Annotated in this window: 23 protein-coding genes; 13 read left to right on the top strand and 10 right to left on the bottom strand. The window is 69.6% G+C overall.

From position 1 onward, the window contains the following. Positions 1–21: 21 nt before the first annotated feature. Positions 22–1,770, bottom strand: coding sequence for a biotin carboxylase N-terminal domain-containing protein (locus ABZ795_RS25700; protein WP_357532201.1), 1,749 nt, complete (start codon positions 1,768–1,770; stop codon positions 22–24). A gap of 183 nt (positions 1,771–1,953) precedes the next feature. Between ABZ795_RS25700 and ABZ795_RS25705 the strand changes: the two genes are divergently transcribed. The 3 genes from ABZ795_RS25705 to ABZ795_RS25715 all read left to right on the top strand — a co-directional run bounded on the left by ABZ795_RS25705 (position 1,954) and on the right by ABZ795_RS25715 (position 5,008). Continuing rightward, a complete protein-coding gene (locus ABZ795_RS25705; RefSeq protein WP_357532202.1) occupies positions 1,954–2,913 on the top strand; it encodes an ATP-binding cassette domain-containing protein in 960 nt (319 codons plus the stop codon). Between the two features lie 17 nt (positions 2,914–2,930). Next, a complete protein-coding gene (locus tag ABZ795_RS25710; RefSeq protein ID WP_327022763.1) occupies positions 2,931–3,686 on the top strand; it encodes an ABC transporter permease in 756 nt (251 codons plus the stop codon). Between the two features lie 131 nt (positions 3,687–3,817). Continuing rightward, a complete protein-coding gene (locus ABZ795_RS25715; protein ID WP_357532203.1) occupies positions 3,818–5,008 on the top strand; it encodes an MFS transporter in 1,191 nt (396 codons plus the stop codon). Position 5,009: 1 nt separating this feature from the next. Here the strand turns inward: ABZ795_RS25715 and ABZ795_RS25720 are convergent, their stop codons facing one another. Then, the gene (locus ABZ795_RS25720) at positions 5,010–5,612 is read right to left on the bottom strand and encodes a TetR/AcrR family transcriptional regulator (protein ID WP_357532204.1); all 603 of its coding nucleotides are present in this window, start codon (positions 5,610–5,612) and stop codon (positions 5,010–5,012) included. 104 nt (positions 5,613–5,716) lie between these two features. Here ABZ795_RS25720 and ABZ795_RS25725 point away from each other — a divergent pair, with 104 nt between their 5' ends. From ABZ795_RS25725 to ABZ795_RS25735, 3 genes are all read left to right on the top strand, one after another. Next, entirely contained in the window at positions 5,717–6,403 is a 687-nt protein-coding gene (locus ABZ795_RS25725) for an SDR family NAD(P)-dependent oxidoreductase (protein ID WP_357532205.1), read from the top strand. Between the two features lie 5 nt (positions 6,404–6,408). After that, positions 6,409–6,801, top strand: coding sequence for an ester cyclase (locus tag ABZ795_RS25730; RefSeq protein WP_357532206.1), 393 nt, complete (start codon positions 6,409–6,411; stop codon positions 6,799–6,801). Between the two features lie 93 nt (positions 6,802–6,894). Next, on the top strand, positions 6,895–7,548 hold the full coding sequence (locus tag ABZ795_RS25735; protein ID WP_357532207.1) for an NAD(P)-binding domain-containing protein: 654 nt from the start codon (positions 6,895–6,897) through the stop codon (positions 7,546–7,548). A 26-nt stretch (positions 7,549–7,574) separates the two neighbouring features. On the opposite strand, the gene ABZ795_RS25740 is transcribed toward ABZ795_RS25735, so the two are convergent. From ABZ795_RS25740 to ABZ795_RS25760, 5 genes are all read right to left on the bottom strand, one after another. Continuing rightward, the gene (locus ABZ795_RS25740) at positions 7,575–8,228 is read right to left on the bottom strand and encodes an O-methyltransferase (protein ID WP_327022757.1); all 654 of its coding nucleotides are present in this window, start codon (positions 8,226–8,228) and stop codon (positions 7,575–7,577) included. 9 nt (positions 8,229–8,237) lie between these two features. Continuing rightward, positions 8,238–8,894 carry a nucleoside triphosphate pyrophosphatase gene (locus ABZ795_RS25745; protein ID WP_357532208.1) on the bottom strand — a complete coding sequence of 219 codons (657 nt, stop codon included), beginning with the start codon at positions 8,892–8,894 and terminating at the stop codon, positions 8,238–8,240. 70 nt (positions 8,895–8,964) lie between these two features. After that, on the bottom strand, positions 8,965–9,990 hold the full coding sequence (locus ABZ795_RS25750; RefSeq protein WP_357532219.1) for a S8 family serine peptidase: 1,026 nt from the start codon (positions 9,988–9,990) through the stop codon (positions 8,965–8,967). 1,516 nt (positions 9,991–11,506) lie between these two features. Then, entirely contained in the window at positions 11,507–11,968 is a 462-nt protein-coding gene (locus tag ABZ795_RS25755) for a hypothetical protein (protein ID WP_357532209.1), read from the bottom strand. Between the two features lie 108 nt (positions 11,969–12,076). Then, positions 12,077–12,289, bottom strand: a complete 213-nt coding sequence (locus ABZ795_RS25760) for an acyl-CoA carboxylase subunit epsilon (RefSeq protein ID WP_357532210.1) — start codon at positions 12,287–12,289, stop codon at positions 12,077–12,079. Positions 12,290–12,381: 92 nt separating this feature from the next. On the opposite strand from ABZ795_RS25760, the gene ABZ795_RS25765 reads away from it, so the two are divergent. Then, on the top strand, positions 12,382–14,538 hold the full coding sequence (locus ABZ795_RS25765; protein ID WP_357532211.1) for a protein kinase: 2,157 nt from the start codon (positions 12,382–12,384) through the stop codon (positions 14,536–14,538). 64 nt (positions 14,539–14,602) lie between these two features. After that, positions 14,603–14,830: a hypothetical protein gene (locus ABZ795_RS25770; RefSeq protein ID WP_327022751.1), complete on the top strand. Its 228-nt coding sequence runs from the start codon at positions 14,603–14,605 to the stop codon at positions 14,828–14,830. Between the two features lie 75 nt (positions 14,831–14,905). Here the strand turns inward: ABZ795_RS25770 and ABZ795_RS25775 are convergent, their stop codons facing one another. Together ABZ795_RS25775 and ABZ795_RS25780 are read right to left on the bottom strand one after the other, a co-directional pair. Next, on the bottom strand, positions 14,906–15,658 hold the full coding sequence (locus ABZ795_RS25775; RefSeq protein ID WP_357532212.1) for a GH25 family lysozyme: 753 nt from the start codon (positions 15,656–15,658) through the stop codon (positions 14,906–14,908). 118 nt (positions 15,659–15,776) lie between these two features. Further along, positions 15,777–16,328 (bottom strand): Uma2 family endonuclease, encoded by a 552-nt coding sequence (locus ABZ795_RS25780; protein ID WP_357532213.1) that lies wholly within the window; start codon positions 16,326–16,328, stop codon positions 15,777–15,779. A 100-nt stretch (positions 16,329–16,428) separates the two neighbouring features. Between ABZ795_RS25780 and ABZ795_RS25785 the strand changes: the two genes are divergently transcribed. From ABZ795_RS25785 to ABZ795_RS25795, 3 genes are all read left to right on the top strand, one after another. Beyond that, positions 16,429–17,172: a M50 family metallopeptidase gene (locus ABZ795_RS25785; RefSeq protein ID WP_327022748.1), complete on the top strand. Its 744-nt coding sequence runs from the start codon at positions 16,429–16,431 to the stop codon at positions 17,170–17,172. Between the two features lie 89 nt (positions 17,173–17,261). Then, positions 17,262–17,762 (top strand): SigE family RNA polymerase sigma factor, encoded by a 501-nt coding sequence (locus ABZ795_RS25790; RefSeq protein ID WP_327022747.1) that lies wholly within the window; start codon positions 17,262–17,264, stop codon positions 17,760–17,762. Next, positions 17,755–18,624 carry a hypothetical protein gene (locus ABZ795_RS25795; protein WP_357532214.1) on the top strand — a complete coding sequence of 290 codons (870 nt, stop codon included), beginning with the start codon at positions 17,755–17,757 and terminating at the stop codon, positions 18,622–18,624. The genes ABZ795_RS25790 and ABZ795_RS25795 overlap by 8 nt, the downstream gene beginning before the upstream one ends. 123 nt (positions 18,625–18,747) lie before the next feature. On the opposite strand, the gene ABZ795_RS25800 is transcribed toward ABZ795_RS25795, so the two are convergent. After that, positions 18,748–20,331: an acyl-CoA carboxylase subunit beta gene (locus tag ABZ795_RS25800; RefSeq protein ID WP_357532215.1), complete on the bottom strand. Its 1,584-nt coding sequence runs from the start codon at positions 20,329–20,331 to the stop codon at positions 18,748–18,750. Positions 20,332–20,398: 67 nt separating this feature from the next. On the opposite strand from ABZ795_RS25800, the gene ABZ795_RS25805 reads away from it, so the two are divergent. Then, a complete protein-coding gene (locus ABZ795_RS25805; protein WP_357532216.1) occupies positions 20,399–21,283 on the top strand; it encodes a biotin--[acetyl-CoA-carboxylase] ligase in 885 nt (294 codons plus the stop codon). 244 nt (positions 21,284–21,527) lie between these two features. After that, complete coding sequence (locus tag ABZ795_RS25810) at positions 21,528–22,088, top strand: PH domain-containing protein (protein WP_327022743.1); 561 nt, start codon at positions 21,528–21,530, stop codon at positions 22,086–22,088. Positions 22,089–22,230 lie beyond the last annotated feature (142 nt).

Below are 22,230 nucleotides of genomic sequence, written 5' to 3' on the forward strand. Positions count from 1 at the left end.
CAGGGGGCCCTTCCTTACACCTCAGGCGATGGTGCAGATGGCGGCGCCGGCGGTGATCACCGCGCCCACCTCGGCGGCGAGGCCGCTGACCGTGCCCGCCTTGTGGGCGTGCAACGGCTGCTCCATCTTCATCGCCTCCAGCACCACCACCAGGTCACCCTCGGCGACGCTGTCCCCCTCGGCCACTGCGATCTTGACGATGGTGCCCTGCATGGGGGAGGTCAGCGAGTCGCCACCGACCACCGCGCTGACGGCGGCACCACCACGACGGGTGGGCTTGCGGGCGGCCGGGGCGGCGGAGGCCGAACCGCTGGTCAGGCCCGCGGGCAGGCTGACCTCCAGGCGCTTGCCGCCGACCTCGACCACGACGGTCTCCCGCTCGGCCGGGCCGGCGGTCGCGTCGGCCACCCCGGTGAACGGTGGCACGGTGTTGTCGAACTCGGTCTCGATCCACCGGGTGTGGACGGTGAACGGCTCGGCGGTGAAGGCGGGATTGCAGACCACCAGACGGTGGAAGGGCAGCGCGGTGGCCATCCCCTCGACCACCATCTCGGCAAGCGCCCGACGGGCCCGTTCCAACGCCTCCGTCCGGGTCTCCCCGGTGACGATCAGCTTGGCCAGCAGCGAGTCGAAGTTGCCGCCGATCACGTCACCGGCCGAGATGCCGGTGTCCACCCGTACGCCGGGGCCGGTGGGCAGCCGCAGGGCGGTGACCGTGCCGGGGGCGGGCAGGAAGTTGCGCCCCGGGTCCTCGCCGTTGATCCGGAACTCGATGGAGTGCCCGCGCGGCGCCGGGTCCTCGGTGAAGCGCAGCTTCTCCCCGTCGGCGATGCGGAACTGCTCGCGTACCAGGTCGATGCCGGCGGTCTCCTCGGTGACCGGGTGCTCCACCTGAAGCCGGGTGTTGACCTCCAGGAAGGAGATCGTGCCGTCGTTGCCGACCAGGTACTCCACCGTGCCGGCACCGTGGTAGCCGGCCTCCCGGCAGATGGCCTTGGCGCTGTCGTGGATCTGGGCCCGCTGCTCGGCGGTGAGGAAGGGCGCCGGGGCCTCCTCTACCAGCTTCTGGTGCCGGCGCTGCAAGGAGCAGTCCCGGGTGCCGACCACGATGACGTTCCCGTGCTGGTCGGCCAGGACCTGCGCCTCGACGTGGCGGGGCCGGTCGAGGTACCGCTCCACGAAGCATTCGCCCCGGCCGAAGGCGGCGACCGCCTCCCGGGTGGCCGACTCGAACAGCTGTGGGATCTCCTCCATCGTGCGGGCCACCTTCAGACCCCGCCCGCCACCGCCGAAGGCGGCCTTGATGGCCACCGGCAGGCCGTGTTCGGCCGCGAAGGCGATCACCTCGTCGGGGCTGTCGACCGGGTCGGGGGTGCCGGGGACCAGGGGCGCACCGGCCCGCTGGGCGATGTGCCGGGCGGTGACCTTGTCACCCAGGTCGCGGATCGCCTGGGGGGTGGGGCCGATCCAGGTCAGGCCGGCGTCGATGACCGCCTGGGCGAAGTCCGCGTTCTCGGCGAGGAAGCCGTAGCCGGGGTGCACCGCGTCGGCACCGGACCGGGCCGCCACATCGATGATCTTGTCGATGCGCAGGTAGGTCTCCGCCGCGGTGTCACCGCCCAGGGCGTACGCCTCGTCGGCCAGGGTGGCGTGCAGGGCGTCCCGGTCGGAGTCCGCGTACACGGCGACACTGCCCAGGCCGGCGTCCTGGCAGGCGCGGATCACGCGTACCGCGATCTCGCCTCGGTTGGCGATGAGAACCTTGCGCACCTTGGTGGCTCCTCCCGGGGGTTACTGACCGGGAGTTTAGCGACCGAACCGGCAAACCTAACGGGCGCTCAGTGTGGGATGGCGCACGGATTGGCCCGTTATCGATACGGCGTGGTGTCGTACCGATGTGATTCGTTACCGATGACGATGGTGGCCGACAGCGGCCTCAAGCGGGGAGAAGCGATGATCGAGACCAGAGGGCTGCGCAAGTCGTACCGCAGCCGGGCCGGTCGGGAGACGAAGACCGTCGACGCGGTACGCGGGGTGGACCTGGACGTGGCGGCGGGCGAGATCTTCGGGTTCCTCGGCCCGAACGGCGCCGGCAAGACCACCACCCTGCGGATGCTGGCGACCCTCATCGAGCCGGACGGGGGCCAGGCCACCATCGCCGGCGCCGACCTGCGCAAGGACCCGGGCGAGGTACGCCGCCGCATCGGCTACGTGGCCCAGGGCGGCAGCACCTGGGACGAGTCCACCGGTCGGGAGGAGCTGGTGCTCCAGGCCCGGCTGTACGGCATCTCGAAGGCCGAGGCGCAGCGCCGGGCGGTACGTGCCCTGGAGGCCTTCCAGCTCACCGAGTTCGCCGACCGCAAGTGCAAGACCTACTCCGGTGGCCAACGTCGCCGGGTCGAGATCGCCCTCGGCATCATCCACGAGCCGAAGATCGTCTTCCTGGACGAGCCGACCACCGGCCTGGACCCGCAGAGCCGGGCGCACATGTGGGACGAGATCCGCCGGCTGCGCACGGACGGCATGACGGTCTTCATCACCACCCACTACCTGGACGAGGCCGACGCCCTCTGCGACCGCATCGCGATCATGGATCACGGCGAGGTGGTCGCCGAGGGGACCCCCGCCGGGCTCAAGCGGGAGATCTCCGGCGACGTGGTGCAGCTCGGCCTGGGCCACAACGCCGCCGTCGAGGCGGAGAAGCTGCTGGCCGCCGAGGAGTACGTCAGCCGGCTGGAAGCGCTTGAGGAAGGCGGCCTGCGCCTCTTCGTCGACGACGGGGCCACCGCCATTCCGCGCATCCTGCGCCGGGTCGACAGCGCCGGAATCGAGCTCAGGTCGATCGAGCTGCACCGCCCGAGCCTCGACGACGTCTTCCTCACCAAGACCGGCCGCTCGCTGCGCGAGTCCTGACCCGACCAGGAGAACTGATGAAACTCGCCCGCGACACCTGGCTGATCTTCCAGCGTCAACTGAACCTGCTGCTGCGCAACCCGGTGTGGGTGTTCGTCGGCGTCTTCCAGCCGGTGATGTACCTGCTGCTGTTCGCCCCGCTGCTCAAACCGGCCCTGAACGCGCCCACCCAGGCCGAGGCGTACAAGATCTTCGTGCCCGGTCTGCTGGTGCTGCTGGCCATCTTCGGGGGGCTGTTCCAGGGCTTCGGTCTGATCGCCGAGCTGCGTGCCGGGGTGATCGAACGCTCCCGGGTGACCCCGGTCAGCCGACTGGCCCTGCTGCTCGGCCGCTCCCTGCGCGACGTGGTGTCGCTGCTGGTCCAAGCGGTGATCATCACCCTGCTCGCCCTGCTGTTCGAGCTGCGGGTGTTCATCGGCGACCTGCTGCTGGCCTACCTGATGCTCGCCCTGATCGCGCTGATGACCTCGGCGGTCTCCTACGGGGTAGCGCTGAAGGTCAAGAGCGAGGACGCCTTGGCCCCGCTGATGAACACGGTCGCCCAACCGGTGCTGCTGCTCTCCGGCATCCTGCTCCCGCTGGCCTTCGCCCCCGGCTGGTTGCAGGGCATCGCCAAGTGGAACCCCTTCTCCTGGGCGGTGGACGGCACCCGGGCCCTGTTCAGCGGGGACATCGGCAACGACAAGGTCTGGCAGGGGCTGACCATCATCGCGATCCTCGCCGCCGCGGGGGTCTACTGGGCGGCCCGCCAGTTCGCCCGCAGCGTCCGCTGAGGTGCAAGGAAGGGCCCCTTATTAACGCCTGCGGTAGAGCAGGGGCCCCTTCTTAACACCCCGGCTCAGCAGGGAGAGAGTTCGCTCTCAGGGCAGGTAGGGCAGGCGGCACCCGCTTGTAGCTTGGGCGGGTGTCCCGCCTCCGTCACGACCGGATCACCTGGTTGGCGTACGCCCAACTAGGTCTGTGGGGTTTCTTCCTCTACGGGTTCGGCCCGGTGGTGCCCCTGCTGCGTGATGAGCAGGGCACCAGCGCCGCCGTCGCCGGCCTGCACAGCACCGCCCTGGCGGCCGGTGCGCTGGCCGGCGGGGCGCTGTTCGCCCCGGTCGCCCGGCGATTCGGTCGAAGCCCGACGATCTGGCTGGGGCTGGCCGGGGTGGCCGTCGGGGTCAGCGGGCTGGCCCTGCTCCGCCCGCTACCGGCCACCCTCGCCATCGTCATGGTGATCGCCACCGCGGGGATGCTGGTGGTCAGCGGCGTGAACGTGCTGCTCACCACCCGGCACGGGCCGGCCGCTCCCGCAGCCCTGGCCGAGGCCAACGCCGCCTGCGCCGGCATGGGCATCCTCGCCCCGCTGGTGATCGGGTACACCGTGAACGCCGGCTGGGGTTGGCGCCCCGGCCTGTCCGTCGTGGTCGCCCTGATCGCGTTGGTCGCGGTGGCGACCCGCACCCCTCGGGTACGCGCACCGCAGGTCGCCGCCGGAGCAGCCCGCCGGAGGCCGGTGCCGCCTGCGGCCGGTAGGCGGCGGCTACCCAGGGCGTACTGGATCGCCTGGGGGCTGATGGCGGTCACCGGTTCGATCGAGGTCTGCCTGTCCCTGTGGACCGCGGACGTGCTGCGGGTGCACGCCGGAATGCCGTCCGGTGCCGCCTCGGCGGCGGTGGCCGCGATCGTCGCCGGCATGTTCGTCGGCCGGATCTTCGGCGGGCGGGTGGCCCTCCGGTTCCGTCCGATACCCCTCCTGCTGGCCGCCCTGGGGGTGTCCCTGGCCGGGTTCAGTCTCTTCTGGGTGGCCTCGGTCGGCTGGCTGGCGGTGGTCGGCCTGGTGGTGCTGGGCCTGGGCAACGCCCTGCACTATCCGCTGGCCATCTCCCTGGCCCTGGCCGTCGCCGCAGATGCCACCGATCAGGCGGCGGGCTGGTCGGCGTACTCGATGGCTGTGGGTTTCGGGATCGCGCCGGTCGCCCTCGGGTGGATGGCCGACGGGGTCGGGACCCACCTGGCCTTCCTGCTGGTGCCCGGCTTCATCGCGTTGGCCGCGCTGCTGGCGGTACGACTCGGCCGGGCCCTGCCGACCCCGGCCCCCGCTTCCGTGTGATCTACCGGCGGTGCAGGGTGTCCACGGCCCGTAGGGCGATGTCGACCGAGGCGTGAAGTTCCTCGCGGCTGGCCCCGGCCGCGGCGTGCACCGCGTGGCCCTCGCTCAGGGCCATCACGAATCGGGCGAGTGCCCGGACATCCGTGTCCTCCAACAGATCACCCTCGGTCACGGCCCGGGACAGGCGTTCCTCCAGGGCCGACTCGGTGGCGGCGCGGCCGGCGGCCAGGATCTCGGCGATGCCGGCGTTCTCCGGCGAGCAGGCCAGACCGCCCTGGATGGACAAGCATCCAGCGGGGTGGTCGGTAGCGGTCAGGCCGTCGGCGCTTGAGCGCAGAAAGGCCTCGATCGACGCGTACGCGCTGGGCTGGTCGAGCGCGGCACGGGCGGCGGCCACCTGGGTCTCGTGGTAGCGGGCGAAGGCCCGTTGGAACAGTTGCTCCTTGCTGCCGAAGGTGGCGTACAGGCTCGGCCGGTTGATGCCCATCGCGCTGGTCAGGGCGCTCAGCGAGGCACCTTCGTAGCCGTGGCGCCAGAAGACCTCGGTGGCGCGATCGAGGACGGCCTCCTCGTCGAAGGCGCGGGGGCGTCCGATCGGGCTCATGCCGTGCAGTCTACCGCTTGGTACAGAAGTGATCCAAGCCACCAACCGATCGGTACAAAACTCTGTTACGTTGATGTGCAACCGATCAGTACAGAAGGAGAGACATGACCGTCACACTGGTCACCGGCGCCAACAAGGGCATCGGCTTCGAAACCGCCAAGCAGCTTCGCGACCTGGGCCACCGCGTCTACCTGGGCGCCCGCGACCTGGAACGGGGCAAGACAGCGGCGGCAGCCCTGGGCGCCCAGTTCGTCCAGCTCGACGTCACCGACGACGCCTCCGTACGCGAGGCCCTGGCGGCCATCGACGCGGCCGAAGGTCGCCTGGATGTCCTGATCAACAACGCCGGCATCCTGGGGGCCGGCGAGATCGACGGGCCGAAGGCCCGACAGGTGTTCGACACCAACGCGGTGGGCATCGTCCGGGTCACCGAGGCCGCGTTGCCGCTGCTGGAAAAATCCTCGAACCCCGTTGTCGTCAACGTGTCCAGCAGCATGGGCTCCTTCTGGGCGGTGAACAACCCCGATCGGCCGGAACACCACCTGCCGTTGACCCTGTACGCGGCGTCGAAGTCGGCGGCCACCATGCTCACCGTCCAGTACGCCAAGTGGCACCCGGGCATCAAATTCAACGCGATCGAGCCCGGCCCCACCGCCACCGACTTGACCGCCGCCTTCGGGATCGGACGACCGGCCGCCGAAAGCGCCAGGACGGTCGTACGCCTGGCCACCCTGGACCCGGACGGCCCGACCGGCACCCTCACCGACGAGCACGGCGAACTGAACTGGTGATGCAGATGACAACCCAAGAAATGCGTACCTGGTACCTGCGTTATGTGGCCGCCCTCAACGCCCACGAGTTCGACGGGATGGACGAGTTCATCAACGACCGGGTCCTGCTCAATGGCAATCCGGGCACCCGGGACGACGTCCTAGCCGTCCAGCGACAGGACGTCGAAGCCGTCCCGGACCTCCACTGGGAGGTCAAGGAACTGCTGTTCGACCGCAACCGCATCGCCGTACGCGCGATCAACACCGGCACTCCGGTCAAGGAATGGCTAGGTGTCACCCCTACCGGGGCCTCCTTCGAGATCGTCGAGTACGCCATCTACGAGGTCAGTGAGGGCCGGTTCGTCCAGATGACGGCGCTGCACGACTCCGCCGAGCTGCTTCGACAGCTCACCGCCTGAGCAGGTTCGGACGCCCGGACGCCGGGCGTCCGAACCAACGGCCGGTCCCGGCTCGCCCCACCGATTACTCGCAACTGACGAATGGAACCAGCAATGACAACGATCGGAATCATCGGTGCCGGCGAAGTCGGCAGCCAGATCGCGCGTGCGGCAGTCGCCACCGGCTATCACGTCGTCATCGCCAACTCCCGGGCACCCGGGACGCTGCACCGTCTCGTGGCCGAGCTGGGTCCCTCGGCGCGCGCCGCATACGCCGCGGACGCCGCCGCGGCCGGGGACTTCGCCGTCGTGGCGGTACCCCTCAGACTCGCCAACGACATGCCGGTCGACGAACTTGCCGGCAAGATCGTGCTGGACACGAACAACTACATGCCCTGGCGCGACGGCAACTTCCCGGTCATCGACTCCGGAGAGAAGACGGTCCACGAACTACGCCAGGAGCAGCTCCCGACCTCGAAGGTCGCCAAGGCGTTCACCCACATCCAGGCACCCCGGCTGCTCACCGCCGCTCGGCCTGCCGGCGCCCCCGACCGGCTGGCCCTGTCGGTATCGAGCGACCATCCCGAAGCTGTCGAACTCGTGACGAGACTGTACGACCAGTTCGGCTTCGACACCGTGGACAACAGCCCGCTGAACGAATCCTGGCGCACCGAACCGGGCCAACCTGCCTGGCTCCGGCACGCACATCAGAACCGAGAAGAGTTGGCCCTCAACCTGGCCCGAGCCCGACGCACAGTTCAGGTCTAGCCGCAGCCAGACGGTGGCCGCTGCGGTCAGTGCACCCGGGCGAGGGTCAGGCCGTCGGCGATCGGCAGCATCACCGCCTCCACCCGTACATCGGCCAGGACCTGGTCGTTGAAGGCGGCGATGGCCCGGTCGTCCTCGCTCTGCGGGGCGATGACCCGGCCGTGCCGGAGCACGTTGTCGACCGCGATCACCCCACCTGGCCGCATCCGGGGCACCAGCTCGGCCCAGTACACCGGGTAGCCGGTCTTGTCGGCGTCGATGAAGGCGAAGTCCAGGTACCTCTCGTTCGGCAGCTCCCGCAGGGTGTCCCCGGCCGGGCCGATCCGCAGATCGATCCGGTCGGCCACCCCCGCCCGGGCCCAGTACCGGCGGGCCACCCTCGTGTACTCCTCGGAGATGTCGAAGCAGGTCAGCCGCCCGCCGTCGACCAGACCCCGGGCGATCGCCAGCGCGGACAACCCGGTGAAGGTGCCCACCTCCACCGCCTGCCGGGCACCGAGAAGCCGGGTCAGGAAGGTCAGGAAGGCGGCCTGCTCGGGGGCCACCTGCATGGAGGCGCGCTCCGGCAGCAGGGCCAGGGTCTCCTCGGCCAGGTCACGGATCACCTCGTCGGGAGGGGTGCCGTGCGCCACGAGATACCCGTGCAGTTCGTCGGTGAGCGGAATCGACTTGCGGGTCATGCCCGGACGTTAACCCAGAGGCTCGATCGACTGGCTGCCCGGCGCGACCTTCGTCCACAAATCGGTGATCCGCAGGTCCAGCTCGGCCAGCAGCCGCCGCAGCAACGGCAGGGACAGCCCGATCACCGTGCTCGGATCACCCTCGATCCGCTCCACGAACGGCCCGCCCAGACCGTCGATGGTGAAGGCACCGGCGACCGCCAGCGGCTCACCGGACCGGACATACGTGGCGATCTCGTGATCGTCGATGTCGGCGAAGTGCACCACCGTGGAGGCCACCGCCTCCGCCCGCCGACCCCCCTCGACATCGAGGAGGCAGTGCCCACTGTGCAGCACCCCGCTGCGCCCACGCATCCGCTCCCACCGGGCGATAGCGTCGGCAGAATCGGTCGGCTTGCCTAGGATCTGTCCATCGAAGGCGAGCACCGAGTCGCAGCCCAGCACGAGTGTGCGCTGGTCAGCGGCGGGCCGCAACCGGGCCAACACCGCCTGCGCCTTCAACCCGGCCAACTCCAGACAGAGATCCTCCGCTCGTTCGGTCACGACAACTGACTCGTCGACCCCGCTGACCAGCACGTCCGGCTCGATGCCGGCGGCTTGCAGGGTCTTACGGCGGGCCGGGCTCGCCGAGGCGAGGACCAACCGAATCGGCATGGCTTCAGGCACCCCGCCGACGTTACCGGTTGCCAACCCGATCATGCCGCCGCCTCCACCCCCGGTCGCCGGTCGTAGGCGGTCAGCGACTGATCCGCGGTGGGGGATCATCGGACCTACGGCGGTGGCGAGCGAACAAAGCCCAGGCCCCACCCGCCGTCAGCAGCACCCCCAAGGTGACCCACCCCCGCACGGCCGCCGCACCGTCACCCCCACCCTCGGCTGGCGGCCCGTCCGCCGCCGTCGTGGTCGGGCCGGCCGCATCCGGCGAGGCCGCGGGCACCGACTCGAAACCCCTAGGCGGTACGTCTGCCGTCAGCGCCGCTACCAGATCGATGACCCCATAGCCGTACTGGTCGTCCCGCCCCGGCGGCCCCTTGTCGATCGCAGTGGCAGTCAGCCGGTGCGCCACCTCATCCGCAGGCAGATAGGGATACTTGGCCCGCACCAACGCCGCCGCCCCCGCCACAATCGCCGTAGCCCCAGACGTACCGGTACCCCTTGAGTAAGCGTTGCCATAACTGGTGCTGTAGAGATCTACCGCAGGTGCGGCAACGCTTATTTCGGGACCCGTGACTGCAACGGCGGCGTGCCCGCCGATGCGGTCCACTCCACCGACGGCGATAACGCCTGGATGTGAGGCGGGGTATCCCACCTGGGAATCTCTAGGTCGATTTCCTGCCCCCGCTACGACCACGATATCTGCGGATAAAGCCATTTCCACTGCCTGAACGAGTCGAGAGCTTGAGCCGCCTACGCTTGAAATGCTAATGATGTCGACACCTCGGCTAACGGCGAATTCAATCGCCTCTGCGAGTGAGTCGGGATCGCCGTCTTTGTGAGGTGGTGTGCTGAATATTGGGATTATCTTGGCTTTCGGGGCTATTCCGAGAGCGCCTTTAGCGTTGGGTCGTCCGTGAGCTGCGACAAGTCCGGCCATTGCGGTGCCATGGCTATCCTGATCCTGTCGACCATCTCCGGCGCCATTTGGAATGACATCGGTTCCGGATAGCAGGTTGTCTCGGAGGTCAGGGTGCGGAGCTACGCCGGAGTCGGGAATGGCGACGACGACCCCTTCCCCTTGGCTGATCTTATGAACCTCGCCCATGCGGAGGTATCGGAGGTGCCACTGGTCGTCGCGTACCCGATCCGCACCCTCACTTGAGGCCAGTGTTGCTGCTCTGCGGAGAGTGGAAGGATCTTGGTATGGCGTTGTTGTGGCAAGAGTCAAGAGGGCGGCGAGGAGAAGAGTGAACCGGGAGATCACCGATCGAGGCCGATTGCTGGGCCGGGATCTATATGGTCGTCAACAGTTGGCGATTTGACGACTGGGCTGACCCCCTGGTCTATCGCCCACGGATTATCCGGATCCCATTGGCGTGACTGGTCGTCCTCCTTAGAGCGCGAGGTGGGCGGTCGTGAAAGTTGACCCACCCCCGTGGCGCTGGAGATTCCTATGCCCGGCGTGTTTCCGATGGTCGGCATGACGGGTGTGCCGGCAAGTCCTCTGCCGCTGCCTGGCCTTGATCCAGCTCCGCCAGTCGGTGCGGTACCCGCAGCGCCGCCGCCAATTATTCCACCTATCGGATTGACCCGCTTAGGCCCGACGGTTGCGGGCTGGTGACTGGCGCCCATCGCGGGCTGGCCTCCAATTAGGCCTCCGGATGGCAGCGCTCGTGCCGGATTTGATCCGGCACCTGCGGCTGGTCTACCAGCATGATCCTGGCGTGTATGACCTGGGCGTGGTGTTACTGGCTGGGCACCAATGCTGGGAAGAGGCGTTGGGCCAGTGGCAGGGCCAAGTGAAGGGCTGGTGGTCGGAGCGGGCGGAGCGTTTGGCGCGCCATTGGTTGGTGGGGAAGTAAGACCGGGACCAACTGCTCCGAGAATTGGGCCTGTCGTAGGCGCACTAGGCGTTGATGCGCGCTGCTCGGGCGATGGGAGTCGGGGCTTTCTGGATGTAGCAGCAGTTGGTAAGGGGACGATCGGAGGAATGACGGGAGGAGGTCCACCAGCGCTGTAAACATCGGGATCGTTGTGTTGAATCGCAGCTCGTGGGCTTGGAGGGGGTTGGCGGAGCATTGCTTGGGCTTGTTGGAGTTCGCTGCTGAGGCCGTACATGATGCCGCGCGCTCGGACGTTGAGGCGTTCCAGGTCCGCGTCGGTCACCGGGGATTCGCTGGCTCGGCTTCCGGCGGCGGCCTTGGGGTCGGCGGCGATCTCCTCCCAGGTCCGCTTCTGTCGAAGCTTGCCCGCGTACTCCTCGTAGATCTTGCTCAGTTCGGTGCGGGTGCTGGTGATGGCCTGGGTGGCGGCCGACAGCGCGGTCTGGTTGGCGGAGGCGGCGTCGTGGGTGCGTTGCACCTGGTCGATCAGGTTGTCCAGTTCGGTGACGTATGCCCGGGCGGCGGCGTTGGTCTCCGGCGGCCAGGCACGGGCCAGGCCTGCGCGGTAGGCCTTGAGTCTGGTGAGGTGCTGACCTGCCAGGTCGCAGACCTTGCGCCAGCCGGCGACGTGTCGCCAGTGCTGTTCGGTCTGGTGGTCCTGCACGCAGGCCCACATGTCGGCGACGTTCATCAGGTACCAGTCGGTGAGGCCGCCGCTGCGGCCGACGCCCACGTCCCTCATGGCAGCACCACCGGTCCCGGCTGGTCGGGGCCGGTGGGGTCGGCGAATGAGGGTGACGGCGCCGGCGAGGTGGTGGTCATGCCGGGGCTGGCCAGGGCGCGTTGGATGTCGGCGACCCGGGCTGCGGAGAAGGCGTCGGCGTCGCCGTAACGCAGGGCCACCTGATGGGCGGCTTCCGCCAGGTGGCCGGTGGTGTGACCGACTCCCCAGACCGCGTTGGTGGCGGCCTGCTGGGTCTCCCAGTGGGCGCGCATGAACTGCACCAGCTCGATGAACGCGTCAGCGGGGTTGGACACCTGGGTGAGCATGTCGCTGGCGATGTACCGCAGGTGCGGGGTGTAGTTGCTCTCCACCTCGGCACGGAGTTGATCAGCGAATTCCCGCATTTGGCGAATGTCCGCCTCGATGGTGCGGTAGCCGCCCAACCAGGACGCAGGTCGGTCCTCTTCAGGGATCACGTTCCCTCCCAACCGTCACGGCCCGATTCCCCTGAGTGAGGTTAATGGGTGCAGGCCGCCCCGGCAGCCCCGTACCCGGCCGGTTGGAACCCGGTTGAAGCCGGAGGGTCAGCGGGGCAGGCTGGACACGCGCCAGGCGCCGGGGCCGGGCAGGTGGCCCCTGCTTGCCGGGCGAGCGCTGCGCGCCCAGGTGGAGACCGGTGCCGGGGCAGGCCCGGCGGCGGACCGGGGGCGGGCGACGATCGCACCCACCAGCGCGGCCAGTTCTTCGGCGGTCGGTATGCCGCGCACAATGCGCAACAGCGGCTCTTCCCCAGACATGCCACTCAGCGTACGCGGCCCGAAGTTGACCTTGATCGCAGAATGGCGTGCCGACGGTGTAGGTTTCAGCGCTGCCGGGTACCGTCTCAGCGATGTCAGACGCTTCCGCCTCCCAACTCGTCGCCGACCGGTACCGGCTCATCTCGCCGCTCGGTCAGGGCGGCATGGGTCGGGTGTGGAAGGCGCGCGACGAGGTGCTGCACCGCGACGTCGCCATCAAGGAACTCGTACCGCCGCCGGGTCTGACCAACGACGAGCGCCGCGAGATGCGGGAGCGCTCGCTGCGCGAGGCGCGGGCCATCGCCCGGCTCAACAACGTCAACGTGGTACGCATCTTCGACGTGCTCCGCACCGACGGTGACCCGTGGATCGTGATGGAGTATGTCGCGTCGCGTTCGCTGCAGGACACCCTCGCCGAGGACGGGCCGGTGTCGCCGGCCCAGGCGGCGGAGATCGGGCTGGGGGTGCTGAACGCCCTGAAGGCGGCGCACCGGGCCGGCATCATGCACCGCGACGTCAAGCCCGGCAACGTGCTCCTCGGCACGGACGGTCGGGTGGTGTTGACGGACTTCGGGCTGGCCACCATCCCGGGGGACCCGAACGTCACCCGTACCGGCATGGTGCTCGGGTCACCGGCCTACATCGCGCCGGAACGGGCCCGCGACGGCACCGCCGGGCCGGAGGCCGACCTGTGGTCGCTGGGCGCCACCCTCTACGCCGCCGTGGAGGGCAAGTCCCCGTTCGCCCGGCCCTCGGCGATCGCCACCCTGGCCGCGCTGGCCACCGAGCCGATGCCGCACCCGCGTAACGCCGGCCCACTCAAGTCCGTGCTCAACGGGCTGCTCCGCAAGGACCCCCAGGAGCGCATCACGGCCGACTCCGCCGAGCGCATGCTGCGTAAGGCCAGCGGCCGGCGGGTCCGGACCATCTCACTGCTGGATGGCGTACGCCGGCCGGGGCCGAACGGTCCGCGGGAGCCCCGCCCGCCGTTGGTGCCGGCGCCCCGACCGTCCGGGGAACAGCCGTCCGCCCCGGTCAGCCCACCCGCTCCGCGTACGCCGCTGGCCGCCGGATCGACCGGCGTGGACGCCGCGGCGACGGCCAGAATGGACGCCGGCGACACCGGTTCCGACCGGGGGGAGTCGACGAGTTCGGACGCCGCACCTACCGCTCTGATCGCCTCCGGTCCGGGCAGCTCAGCCCAGGTGGAGGGGCGCGATTCGGCGGCGGGCGAGGAGGCTGTCGAGCCGACGGGCTCGCAGGCCACTGAGGGGTCCGGGTCCGAGGGGGAGACTTCCGTCGAAGCGGGACCGACGGATCGGGTGGGCGCCGGTCGCGCGACCGCGACCCCTGACCCGACGCCGTCCAACGACGACAGTGCGGCTGCAGCGGATGCCGAACCCACCCGTCGGGTGACCTCCGGGTCGACCGGGGACCCCACCCGGGTCGTACCGCAGGGGACCGTGCAGGTGCCCTCGGCTCCGGCAGACTCGGAACCGGCCCGTGGTGCGGTCTTCACCTCGGGCTTCCTGCGTTCGGAGCGCAACCGACGTGGGCTGCTCGTCGGCGCTCTGGTGGCGCTGCTGGTGGTCGGTCTGGTGGTGGCGGTGCCGCTGCTGACCGGCGACGACGGCAAGGACGGTGGCACTCCGCAGGGTTCGACCGGCAGCCCGACAGCCTCGGCCCCGGCGAGCAGTGAACCGGCTGCACCGCCGCCCACCAGCGACGCCCCACCCACCAGCGCCGCCCCGCCCAGCCCCTCGGTCTCGCCCAGCACGGCAGAGCCGACCAGCGGCGGGCTGCCGGCCGGCTGGACGATGCGCAACGATCCGGTCGGCTTCAAGGTGCCCGTGCCGGAAGGTTGGCGGCGCAGTTCCGGCAGCACCTGGGTGAAGTACCGGGACCCCAACGGCGTCAGCGAGTTGACCATCGACCGCACGGATCGCCCGGGGCGGGACGCGGCTGCCACCTGGCGTGAGCTTGAGCCGGGTCGGCGGAACGTCAGGGGCGTGCAGAACTACCGGCTGATCGACATCTGGTCGTTCGACTGCAAGTGGCGGACCTGCGGCGACTGGGACTGGTACCAGACCCGCAACGGGGTCGAGCTCCGAGTCCGTAACCGTGGCTTCGTCACCGCCAGCAACCGGGGTTTCGCCCTGCGCTGGGAAGTGCCGAACAGCGAGTGGGAAGCCCAGCTGCCGAACTTCGAGACCGCCTTCCGGGAGTTCGTACCCGACCGTCAGGACTGATCGACAGGCATGACCCTTCGCCGATCGGGGTATCTGATCTCCGACGACGGAAGGGAGGCCCGAGATGGCTTACCGAGGAACGGACACCCGATCCCGGCTGGCACTGTGGACACTCGCGGTGCTCGGCAGCGTCGTACTGCTGGTCGCCGCCGCCGGAGTCGCGATGCTGATGAGCCTGATGCTGCTGGCCGGGGCCGCGCTGACCGGCTGGCACCTGACCCGCCGAGGAAGCGTCACCCGCAGTGGTGGCATGACCGTGCCGGTCGTCCTGACCTCCCGACGCCGGGCCTGAGCCCCACGACGACGAGCGCCACCGACGGCGGGCCGGGGTCCGTGAGGGGAGCCCGGCCCGCCGTCGCGGCGTACGTCAGGTGTTGTTGGCCAGGGCGATCAGCCGGCTGCGGTCACCGTTCCAGTAGTTGCGGTCCACGGCTCCGCTGATGCCGGCGACCCGGCCGGAGTCGGTGTACTGCCAGAAGCTCCAGAACGGCGCCCCGGCTGGCAGGGCACCCACGGAGGACGACCAGCGAGCGATCCAGACCGGGTGGTTGTTCCAGGGGCCGCTCCAGCTACCGGTGCACTGGTTCCAGAAGCTGGTGGTGGTGTAGATGACCGCGTAGCGGCCGGTGCGGGAGCGGTAGGTGTTCAGGAAGTCCTGCACCCAGTTGCGCATCGCGGTGGTGCTCAGGCCGTAGCAGTAGCCGCCGCTGTACGGGTTGGCCTCCAGGTCCAGGGCGGCAGGCAGGGTACGGCTGTCCGCAGACCAGGCGCCGCCGTTGGAGGCCAGGTAGTTGGCCTGGACCGCGCCGGAGGAGATGTTGGGCCGGGCGAAGTGGTACGCCCCCCGGATCACCCCGGCGTGGTACGCGTTGACGTAGTTGGTGTTGAAGTTCGGGTCCTTGTAGCTCGTACCCTCGGTGGCCTTGATGAAGGCGAACTGGATGCCGGCGTTGCGGACGCTGGTCCAGTTGATGGTGCCCTGGTACCGCGAGACGTCGATGCCGGGCACGGTGGCCGCCGCGGCGGGGGTCGCGGTGGCGACGAGCCCGACGGCGGCGGTGGCGAGCATGGTGAGTGCGGCGGCGGTCAGCCGACGCAGCGATGACCTGACCTGACCCATGGCGCCCTCCTGAGACGACAGTCAATTGACAGCCATCTTTGGGTGGGGCCGCTGGGTCAGGCAATAGAGGTAGAGATAACTTTCGATGTCGGGCTTGTGGCGTCAGCCCACCTGGCGATCAGCGCAGGGTGGCCGGATCGATCTGCCACCGGAACGGCTCGGCGAGAGTCAACGTCTCCCCGGCCTTGGCCACCCGGTCCTCGACGTAGTGCCCGCCGTCGAGCCGGTACAGCCGCAGCGAATGGGTGTCACCGTCCTGCTCCACCAGCAGGTACCAGGGAATCTGGGCGATCGCGTAGAGCTGCATCTTGAGCACCCGGTCGGCGGCCGCGTTGCCCGGCGAGACGATCTCGCCGACGAGCGCGACCTCGGCCGACTCTACGACGGTGCCCTCGTCGTCGGTGTCCGCCCCGACCACATCCGGAATGACGATCCGGTCGGGGCCGAGACGAAGATTGACCGCCTCGAACACAAGAAGGTCGTGCGGGTGTGCCGCTGGTCGCAACGAGGCGACAAGATTCCACGACACCAGCTGGTGTCGCTTGCTCGGTGCAGGGCTCACGATCAGGCTCCCGTCGAGCAACTCGATCCGGTCATGGGTCTCGCCCATGGCGAAGTAGTCGTCCTCCGTCCAGAGGCCGACGTGGGGTTCCAGAGGGGCTGCGCTCACCGGCGTACACCTCCCGATCCGATCGCCACCCGATCAGTCACACGATACGGGCGGTTGGCCCGGCAGTGACACCGGAACACGGACGGTAGGCTCGCGCCCCATGGTGTCGATCGAGGGCATGACGGAGTTCTGGGACCGCCTGGTCGGCGCGCAGCCCGACCCGCCCCCGCTGCTGGTGCTGCTCACCGGGGTGGCCGCGCTGCTGGTGGTCAGCACCCGACTGCCCTGGCGGATCGCCCGCAACGCGATCACCATCGCGCACGAGGGCGGTCACGCCCTGGCCGCGCTGCTCACCGGACGCAAACTGCGCGGCATCCGACTGCACTCGGACACCTCGGGGCTGACCCTCTCCGCCGGTCGCCCCACCGGCCCGGGGATGGTACTCACCCTGCTGGCCGGCTACCTGGCGCCGCCGCTGGTCGGCCTGGGCGGGGCATGGCTGCTGGCCGGTAACCGGATCACCCTGCTGCTCTGGCTGGCGGTGCTCCTCCTGCTGGCCATGCTGGTCATGATCCGCAATCTGTTCGGGGTGTTGTCGCTGCTGGTCACCGGCGGGGTGGTGCTCGCCGTCTCGTGGTACGCCAGCCCGCAGGTGCAGGCCGCCTTCGCCTGGACCAGTGTGTGGTTCCTGCTGCTCGGCGGGGTACGCCCGGTGATCGAGCTGCAACGGCTGCGTACCCGGCGGGGGATGCCTGCCTCCGACGCCGACCAACTAGCCGGCATCACCGGACTTCCGGCCTTCTTCTGGGTCGTCCTGTTCGGCCTGGCCAACTGTGCCGTGCTGCTCGTCGGCGGGCTGATGCTGGCCGGCCCGCTGCTGACCGAAGCGGGCATCACCTGGTGACCTGAGCCTGCGGCCTGGCCTGCCTGGGGCCTGGCGGCAACCGCATGGCCTCCTGGTGCGTGTTGTCTACGACCCGCAGGAGGTGGCAGGTGCCGGACGTCGACGGGTTCGACGAGTTCTACCGGGGCAGTCGACAACGGCTGCTCGGCTTCGTCTACGTGCTCACCGGTGACCTGGGCGAGGCCCAGGACGCCGTCCAGGAGGCGTACGTGCGGGCGTGGCAACGCTGGTCCACGGTGGGGCGTTACGACGACCCCGAGGCCTGGGTACGGGTGGTGGCCAGCCGGCTGGCGGTGAGCCGGTGGCGCAGTCTGCGCAGCCGGGCTAGGGCCTACCTGCGACACGGCGCGGTGGAGAGTGTTCCCGCGCCGGGGACGGAGACCGTCGAGGTGGTCGCCGCCCTGCGTCGCCTGCCCGAGGAGCAGCGGGTGGCGATCGCGTTGTACTACCTGGTCGGCCTGCCGGTCGCCGAGGTCGCGCGGCAGACCTCAGCTCCGGTCGGCACGGTCAAGGCCCGCCTGTCCCGGGGGCGTACCGCGCTCGCCGGACTGCTCGCCGTCACCGACCTGGAGGAGGCACCCGGTGCGTGACGAGATGATGTTCGTCGAGCGGCTCCACAACGAGTTGCGGGACGTCCGCTGGCCGGAACCGGCCGTACTGCGTGAACGGGCCCGCCGTCGGCGCCGCCGGGCCATGCTGAGCGCGGCGACCGCGGTGGTGCTCCTGGCCGCCGGGCCCGCGATCGCCGGGGTACGCCTGGCCGCCCCTCAGTCGGCCCCGCCGCAGTCGGCGGACTCCCAGCCGCAGACCTCGCTGCCGGTGTACGCCGAGATCCCCCACGAGGCGCTGGTGCAGCCGGAGGACCTGACGACGAAGACGGACCCTCCACTGAGTCATGCGGGCTTCGGTGAGCCGGTGCGGGTCGACGAGTTGCTGCTGGCCTGCCTCACCGACCAGGGGCAGACCGACGCCTGGGAGGTGTCCCGGTACTCCCGGTCACAGACCCTGCTACGGGCGAGCGCAGACGGTGCCCGCCGGCCGGCCGACGTGGTGCTCAATCAGGCCGTCTACCGGCTGGCCCCGGAGACCGCCGCCGGTTTCCTCCAGCGGCTCGACGTGCTGATCGCACCGTGTGCCAGCTGGCGGGTGACCGGCGAGGTGTCATGGGAGGACCGGATCGCGCGGGCCGAGGTGGAGCACCGCTGGGAGGTGACCGACCGCGCCCTGGCCGGTGACGAGGGGATGCTGATCAGGCACCTCGTCGTGACCGCCCGCAACCTGGACACCGGGGAGAGCCGGGGACCGACCAGCCCGGACACGAGAGCCGTGGTACGCGTCGGCGACCTGGTCACGGTGCTGGCCCTGGGCCGCGACACCACCGACGCGGAACTACGCCGCGTCGCCACCCTCGCCGCCACCCGCCTCTGCCCCGCCGCCAACCCCCCCTGCTAACCCCCTCCCTAACCCACCCACCCCCATCGAGCCGCGTTGATCATGAGGTTGGCGGCATCGTGGAGATCAACTACCGCCGCCAACCTCATGATCAACAGCGCTTGGGGTGGGTGGGGAGGGGGGTCAGAGCGGGATGTTGCCGTGCTTCTTCGGCGGCAGGGTCTCCCGCTTGGTACGCAGCACCCGCAGCCCTCGGATGATCTGGGTACGGGTCTGGTGCGGCGCGATCACCGCGTCGACGTACCCGCGCTCGGCGGCGACGTACGGGTTGGCCAGGGTGTCCTCGTACTCGGCGATCTTCTCGGCGCGGACGGCGGCCGGGTCCTCGGCGGCGGCCAGCTCCTGCCGGTAGAGGATGTTCACCGCCCCCTGGGCGCCCATCACCGCGATCTGGGCGGTCGGCCAGGCGAAGTTGAGATCGGCCCCCAGGTGCTTGGAGCCCATCACGTCGTACGCCCCGCCGTACGCCTTGCGGGTGATCACGGTGACCTTCGGCACGGTGGCCTCGGCGTACGCGTAGATGAGCTTGGCACCCCGGCGGATGATGCCGTCCCACTCCTGGCCGGTGCCGGGCAGGAAGCCGGGCACGTCCACGAAGGTCAGCACCGGGATGTTGAAGGCGTCGCAGGTACGCACGAAGCGGGCCGCCTTCTCGCTGGCGGCGATGTCCAGGGTGCCGGCGAAGTGCATCGGCTGGTTGGCAACCACACCGACCGGCCGACCCTCCATCCGACCGAAGCCGACCACCATGTTCTGCGCGAAGAGCGGCTGGACCTCCACGAACTCACCGTCGTCGAGCACGTGCTCGATGACCCGGTGCATGTCGTACGGCTGATTGGCCGAGTCCGGGATCAGGGTGTCCAGTTCCCGGTCGGCGTCGGTGACGTCCAGCTCCGCCTCGACCGGGAAGACCGGCGGCTCGTCGAGGTTGTTCGACGGCAGGTGGGACAGCAGGGCCTTGACGTAGTCGATCGCGTCCTCCTCGTCGCTGGCGAGGTAGTGCGCGTTGCCGCTGCGGCTGTTGTGGGTGCGGGCCCCACCCAGCTCCTCCATGCCGACGTCCTCACCGGTGACCGTCTTGATGACGTCGGGACCGGTGATGAACATGTGCGAGGTCTGGTCGACCATCACGGTGAAGTCGGTGACCGCGGGGGAGTACACCGCGCCGCCCGCGCACGGGCCCATGATCAGGGAGATCTGCGGGATGACGCCGCTGGCCCGTACGTTGCGGAAGAAGATCTCGCCGTAGAGGCCGAGGGAGACCACACCCTCCTGGATGCGGGCCCCGCCGGAGTCGTTGATGCCGATGACCGGGCAACCGATCTTCATGGCGAGGTCCATCACCTTGACGATCTTCTCGCCGAAGACCTCGCCCAGGGAGCCGCCGAAGACCGTGAAGTCCTGGGCGAACACGCAGACCTGCCGGCCGTCGATGGTGCCGTAGCCGGTGATCACCCCGTCGCCGTACGGGCGGGTGCGGTCCAGCCCGAAGTTGGTGGACCGGTGCCGGGCGAACTCGTCCAACTCGACGAAGGAGCCCTCGTCGAGCAGGAGTTCGATCCGCTCACGGGCGGTCTTCTTACCCCTGGCGTGTTGCTTCTCCACCGCTCGGGCCGACCCGGCGTGCACCGCCTCGTCGACCCGTCGGGCCAGGTCCGCCAGCTTGCCGGCGGTGCTGTGCATATTGCTCCCGGATTCGGTAGTCACCCTGGGAATATAACGATGGTTCAGGTCAGCGACGTGCGGCAGGAGGGGTAGTCCGTACGCTGGTGGGATGCCGGGCTCGCCGTACATCGATCTGGATCGTCCGCCCCTGTCGGCGGCGCGGCTGCGCCGGGCGTTGGTCACGCCGTACGGCCCATGGGCGCGTTTGGAACTGCACACCGAGACCGGCTCGACGAACGCCGATGTCGCCGAGGCGGCCCGGCGCGGCGAGCCGGAAGGGCTGGTAGTGGTCGCCGAGCGGCAGACCGCCGGCCGAGGGCGGCGCGGACGGACCTGGCAGTCGCCGCCGCGGGCCGGCATCGCGACGAGCGTGCTGCTGCGGCCCGGGGAGGCCGTGCCGGACCGTGGCTGGCGGCCCGCACCACCGGCGGGGTACGGCTGGCTGCCGTTGCTGGCCGGGGTGGCGCTGGTGGAGGCGGTCGGTCGACTGGCCGAGCTGGAGGCCGGCCTGAAGTGGCCCAACGATCTGCTGGTCAACGAGGCCAAGTGCGCCGGCATCCTCGCCGAGGCGGTGCCCGGCCCGGCCCTGGGTGACCCGCCGGCGGTCGTGCTCGGCATCGGACTGAATGTCACTTTGCGGGCCGACGAGCTGCCGGAGAACCCGACCGGCCTGCCGGCCACCTCACTGCAACTGGCCGGTGCGGCGGCCACCGACCGCGACCCACTGCTGCGGGCCCTGTTGCGCTCGCTGGCCGACTGGTACGCCCGCTGGCGGGACGCCGACGGCGACGCGACCGCCAGCGGCCTACGCGAGGCGTACCTCAAGGTCTGCGCCACGGTCGGCCGCGAGGTCCGCGCCCTCCTCCCGGACGGCACCACACTCACCGGAACCGCCACCACCATCACCGGCGAAGGCCACCTCCTCCTCACCACCCCCCACCCCACCCCCACCACCCACTCCCTCCCCGCCGCCGACCTCCTCCACCTCCGCTAACCCCCACCCCCCGTACGTCGCCGCCCACGCCCCCGCTTCCTGCGCGGCGATCTTGCACTTTCGGTCGGGACGAATCGGGCTTAACGGGGCGAATGGGCGACCGAAAGTGCAAGATCGCGGGGGAAAGGGGTGGGAGGGGGTGGGAAGGGGTGGGAAGGGGTGGGGAGGGTGGCCGCGTGGTGGATGTGGGGGAGGGGGTGCGGGGGGTTAACGTCTGCGCGTCCGGTTCTGCGAGGAGGTATCCGTGGCGTTCCCCGAAGACGTGCTCACCGAGGACGAGCACGTCGTGCTGCATCTGCGTCCGCACTGGAAGGCCCTGATCCGGCCGGTAGCGGTGCTGGTGCTCGCCATCGCCGCGGTGGTGGTCGGTTTGATCTTTCTGCCCTCCAGTGGAGGCGGCTCCATCACCCTCGCCGTGATCGGCGGGCTGGCGGTGCTGGCCGTACTGGTGCTGGGGCTGTGGCCGTACATCGGCTGGCGCACCACGCACTATCTGTTCACCAACGAGCGGGTGGTGATCCAGCACGGGGTGTTCTCCCGGGAACGGCGGGACATCCCGCTCAGCCGGGTCAACGACCACTCGATGAACCAGCAGTTCGTCGGGCGTCTGCTGGGCTACGGCACCCTGACGATCGAATCGGCCGGTGAGCGGGGTCAGTCGGTGCTGCCCGATGTGCCGAAGGTCGACCGGGTCCAGACCAAGCTCTACGAGCTGGTCGAGGCGTTCCACGACAAGCACTCGTTGGGCGACGGGGAACTGCGGGAGATCCTCGCCGAACGTGACAACAACCGGCCCGGTCTCTAGGGCCTCGCATGACATGAGAACGCCCGCCGGTGACGGCGGGCGTTCTTCTCGTGTTTTGACCGTTGTGTGGGCAGGGTGGTCTGGCGGTGTGGTGTGGGTGTGTTGGTGGTGGTGTGGTGAGGGTTGTTACTTGCCCTTGTGG

Origin of the sequence: Micromonospora sp. NPDC047134, from assembly GCF_040643455.1 — a bacterium.
GTDB lineage: Bacteria > Actinomycetota > Actinomycetes > Mycobacteriales > Micromonosporaceae > Micromonospora.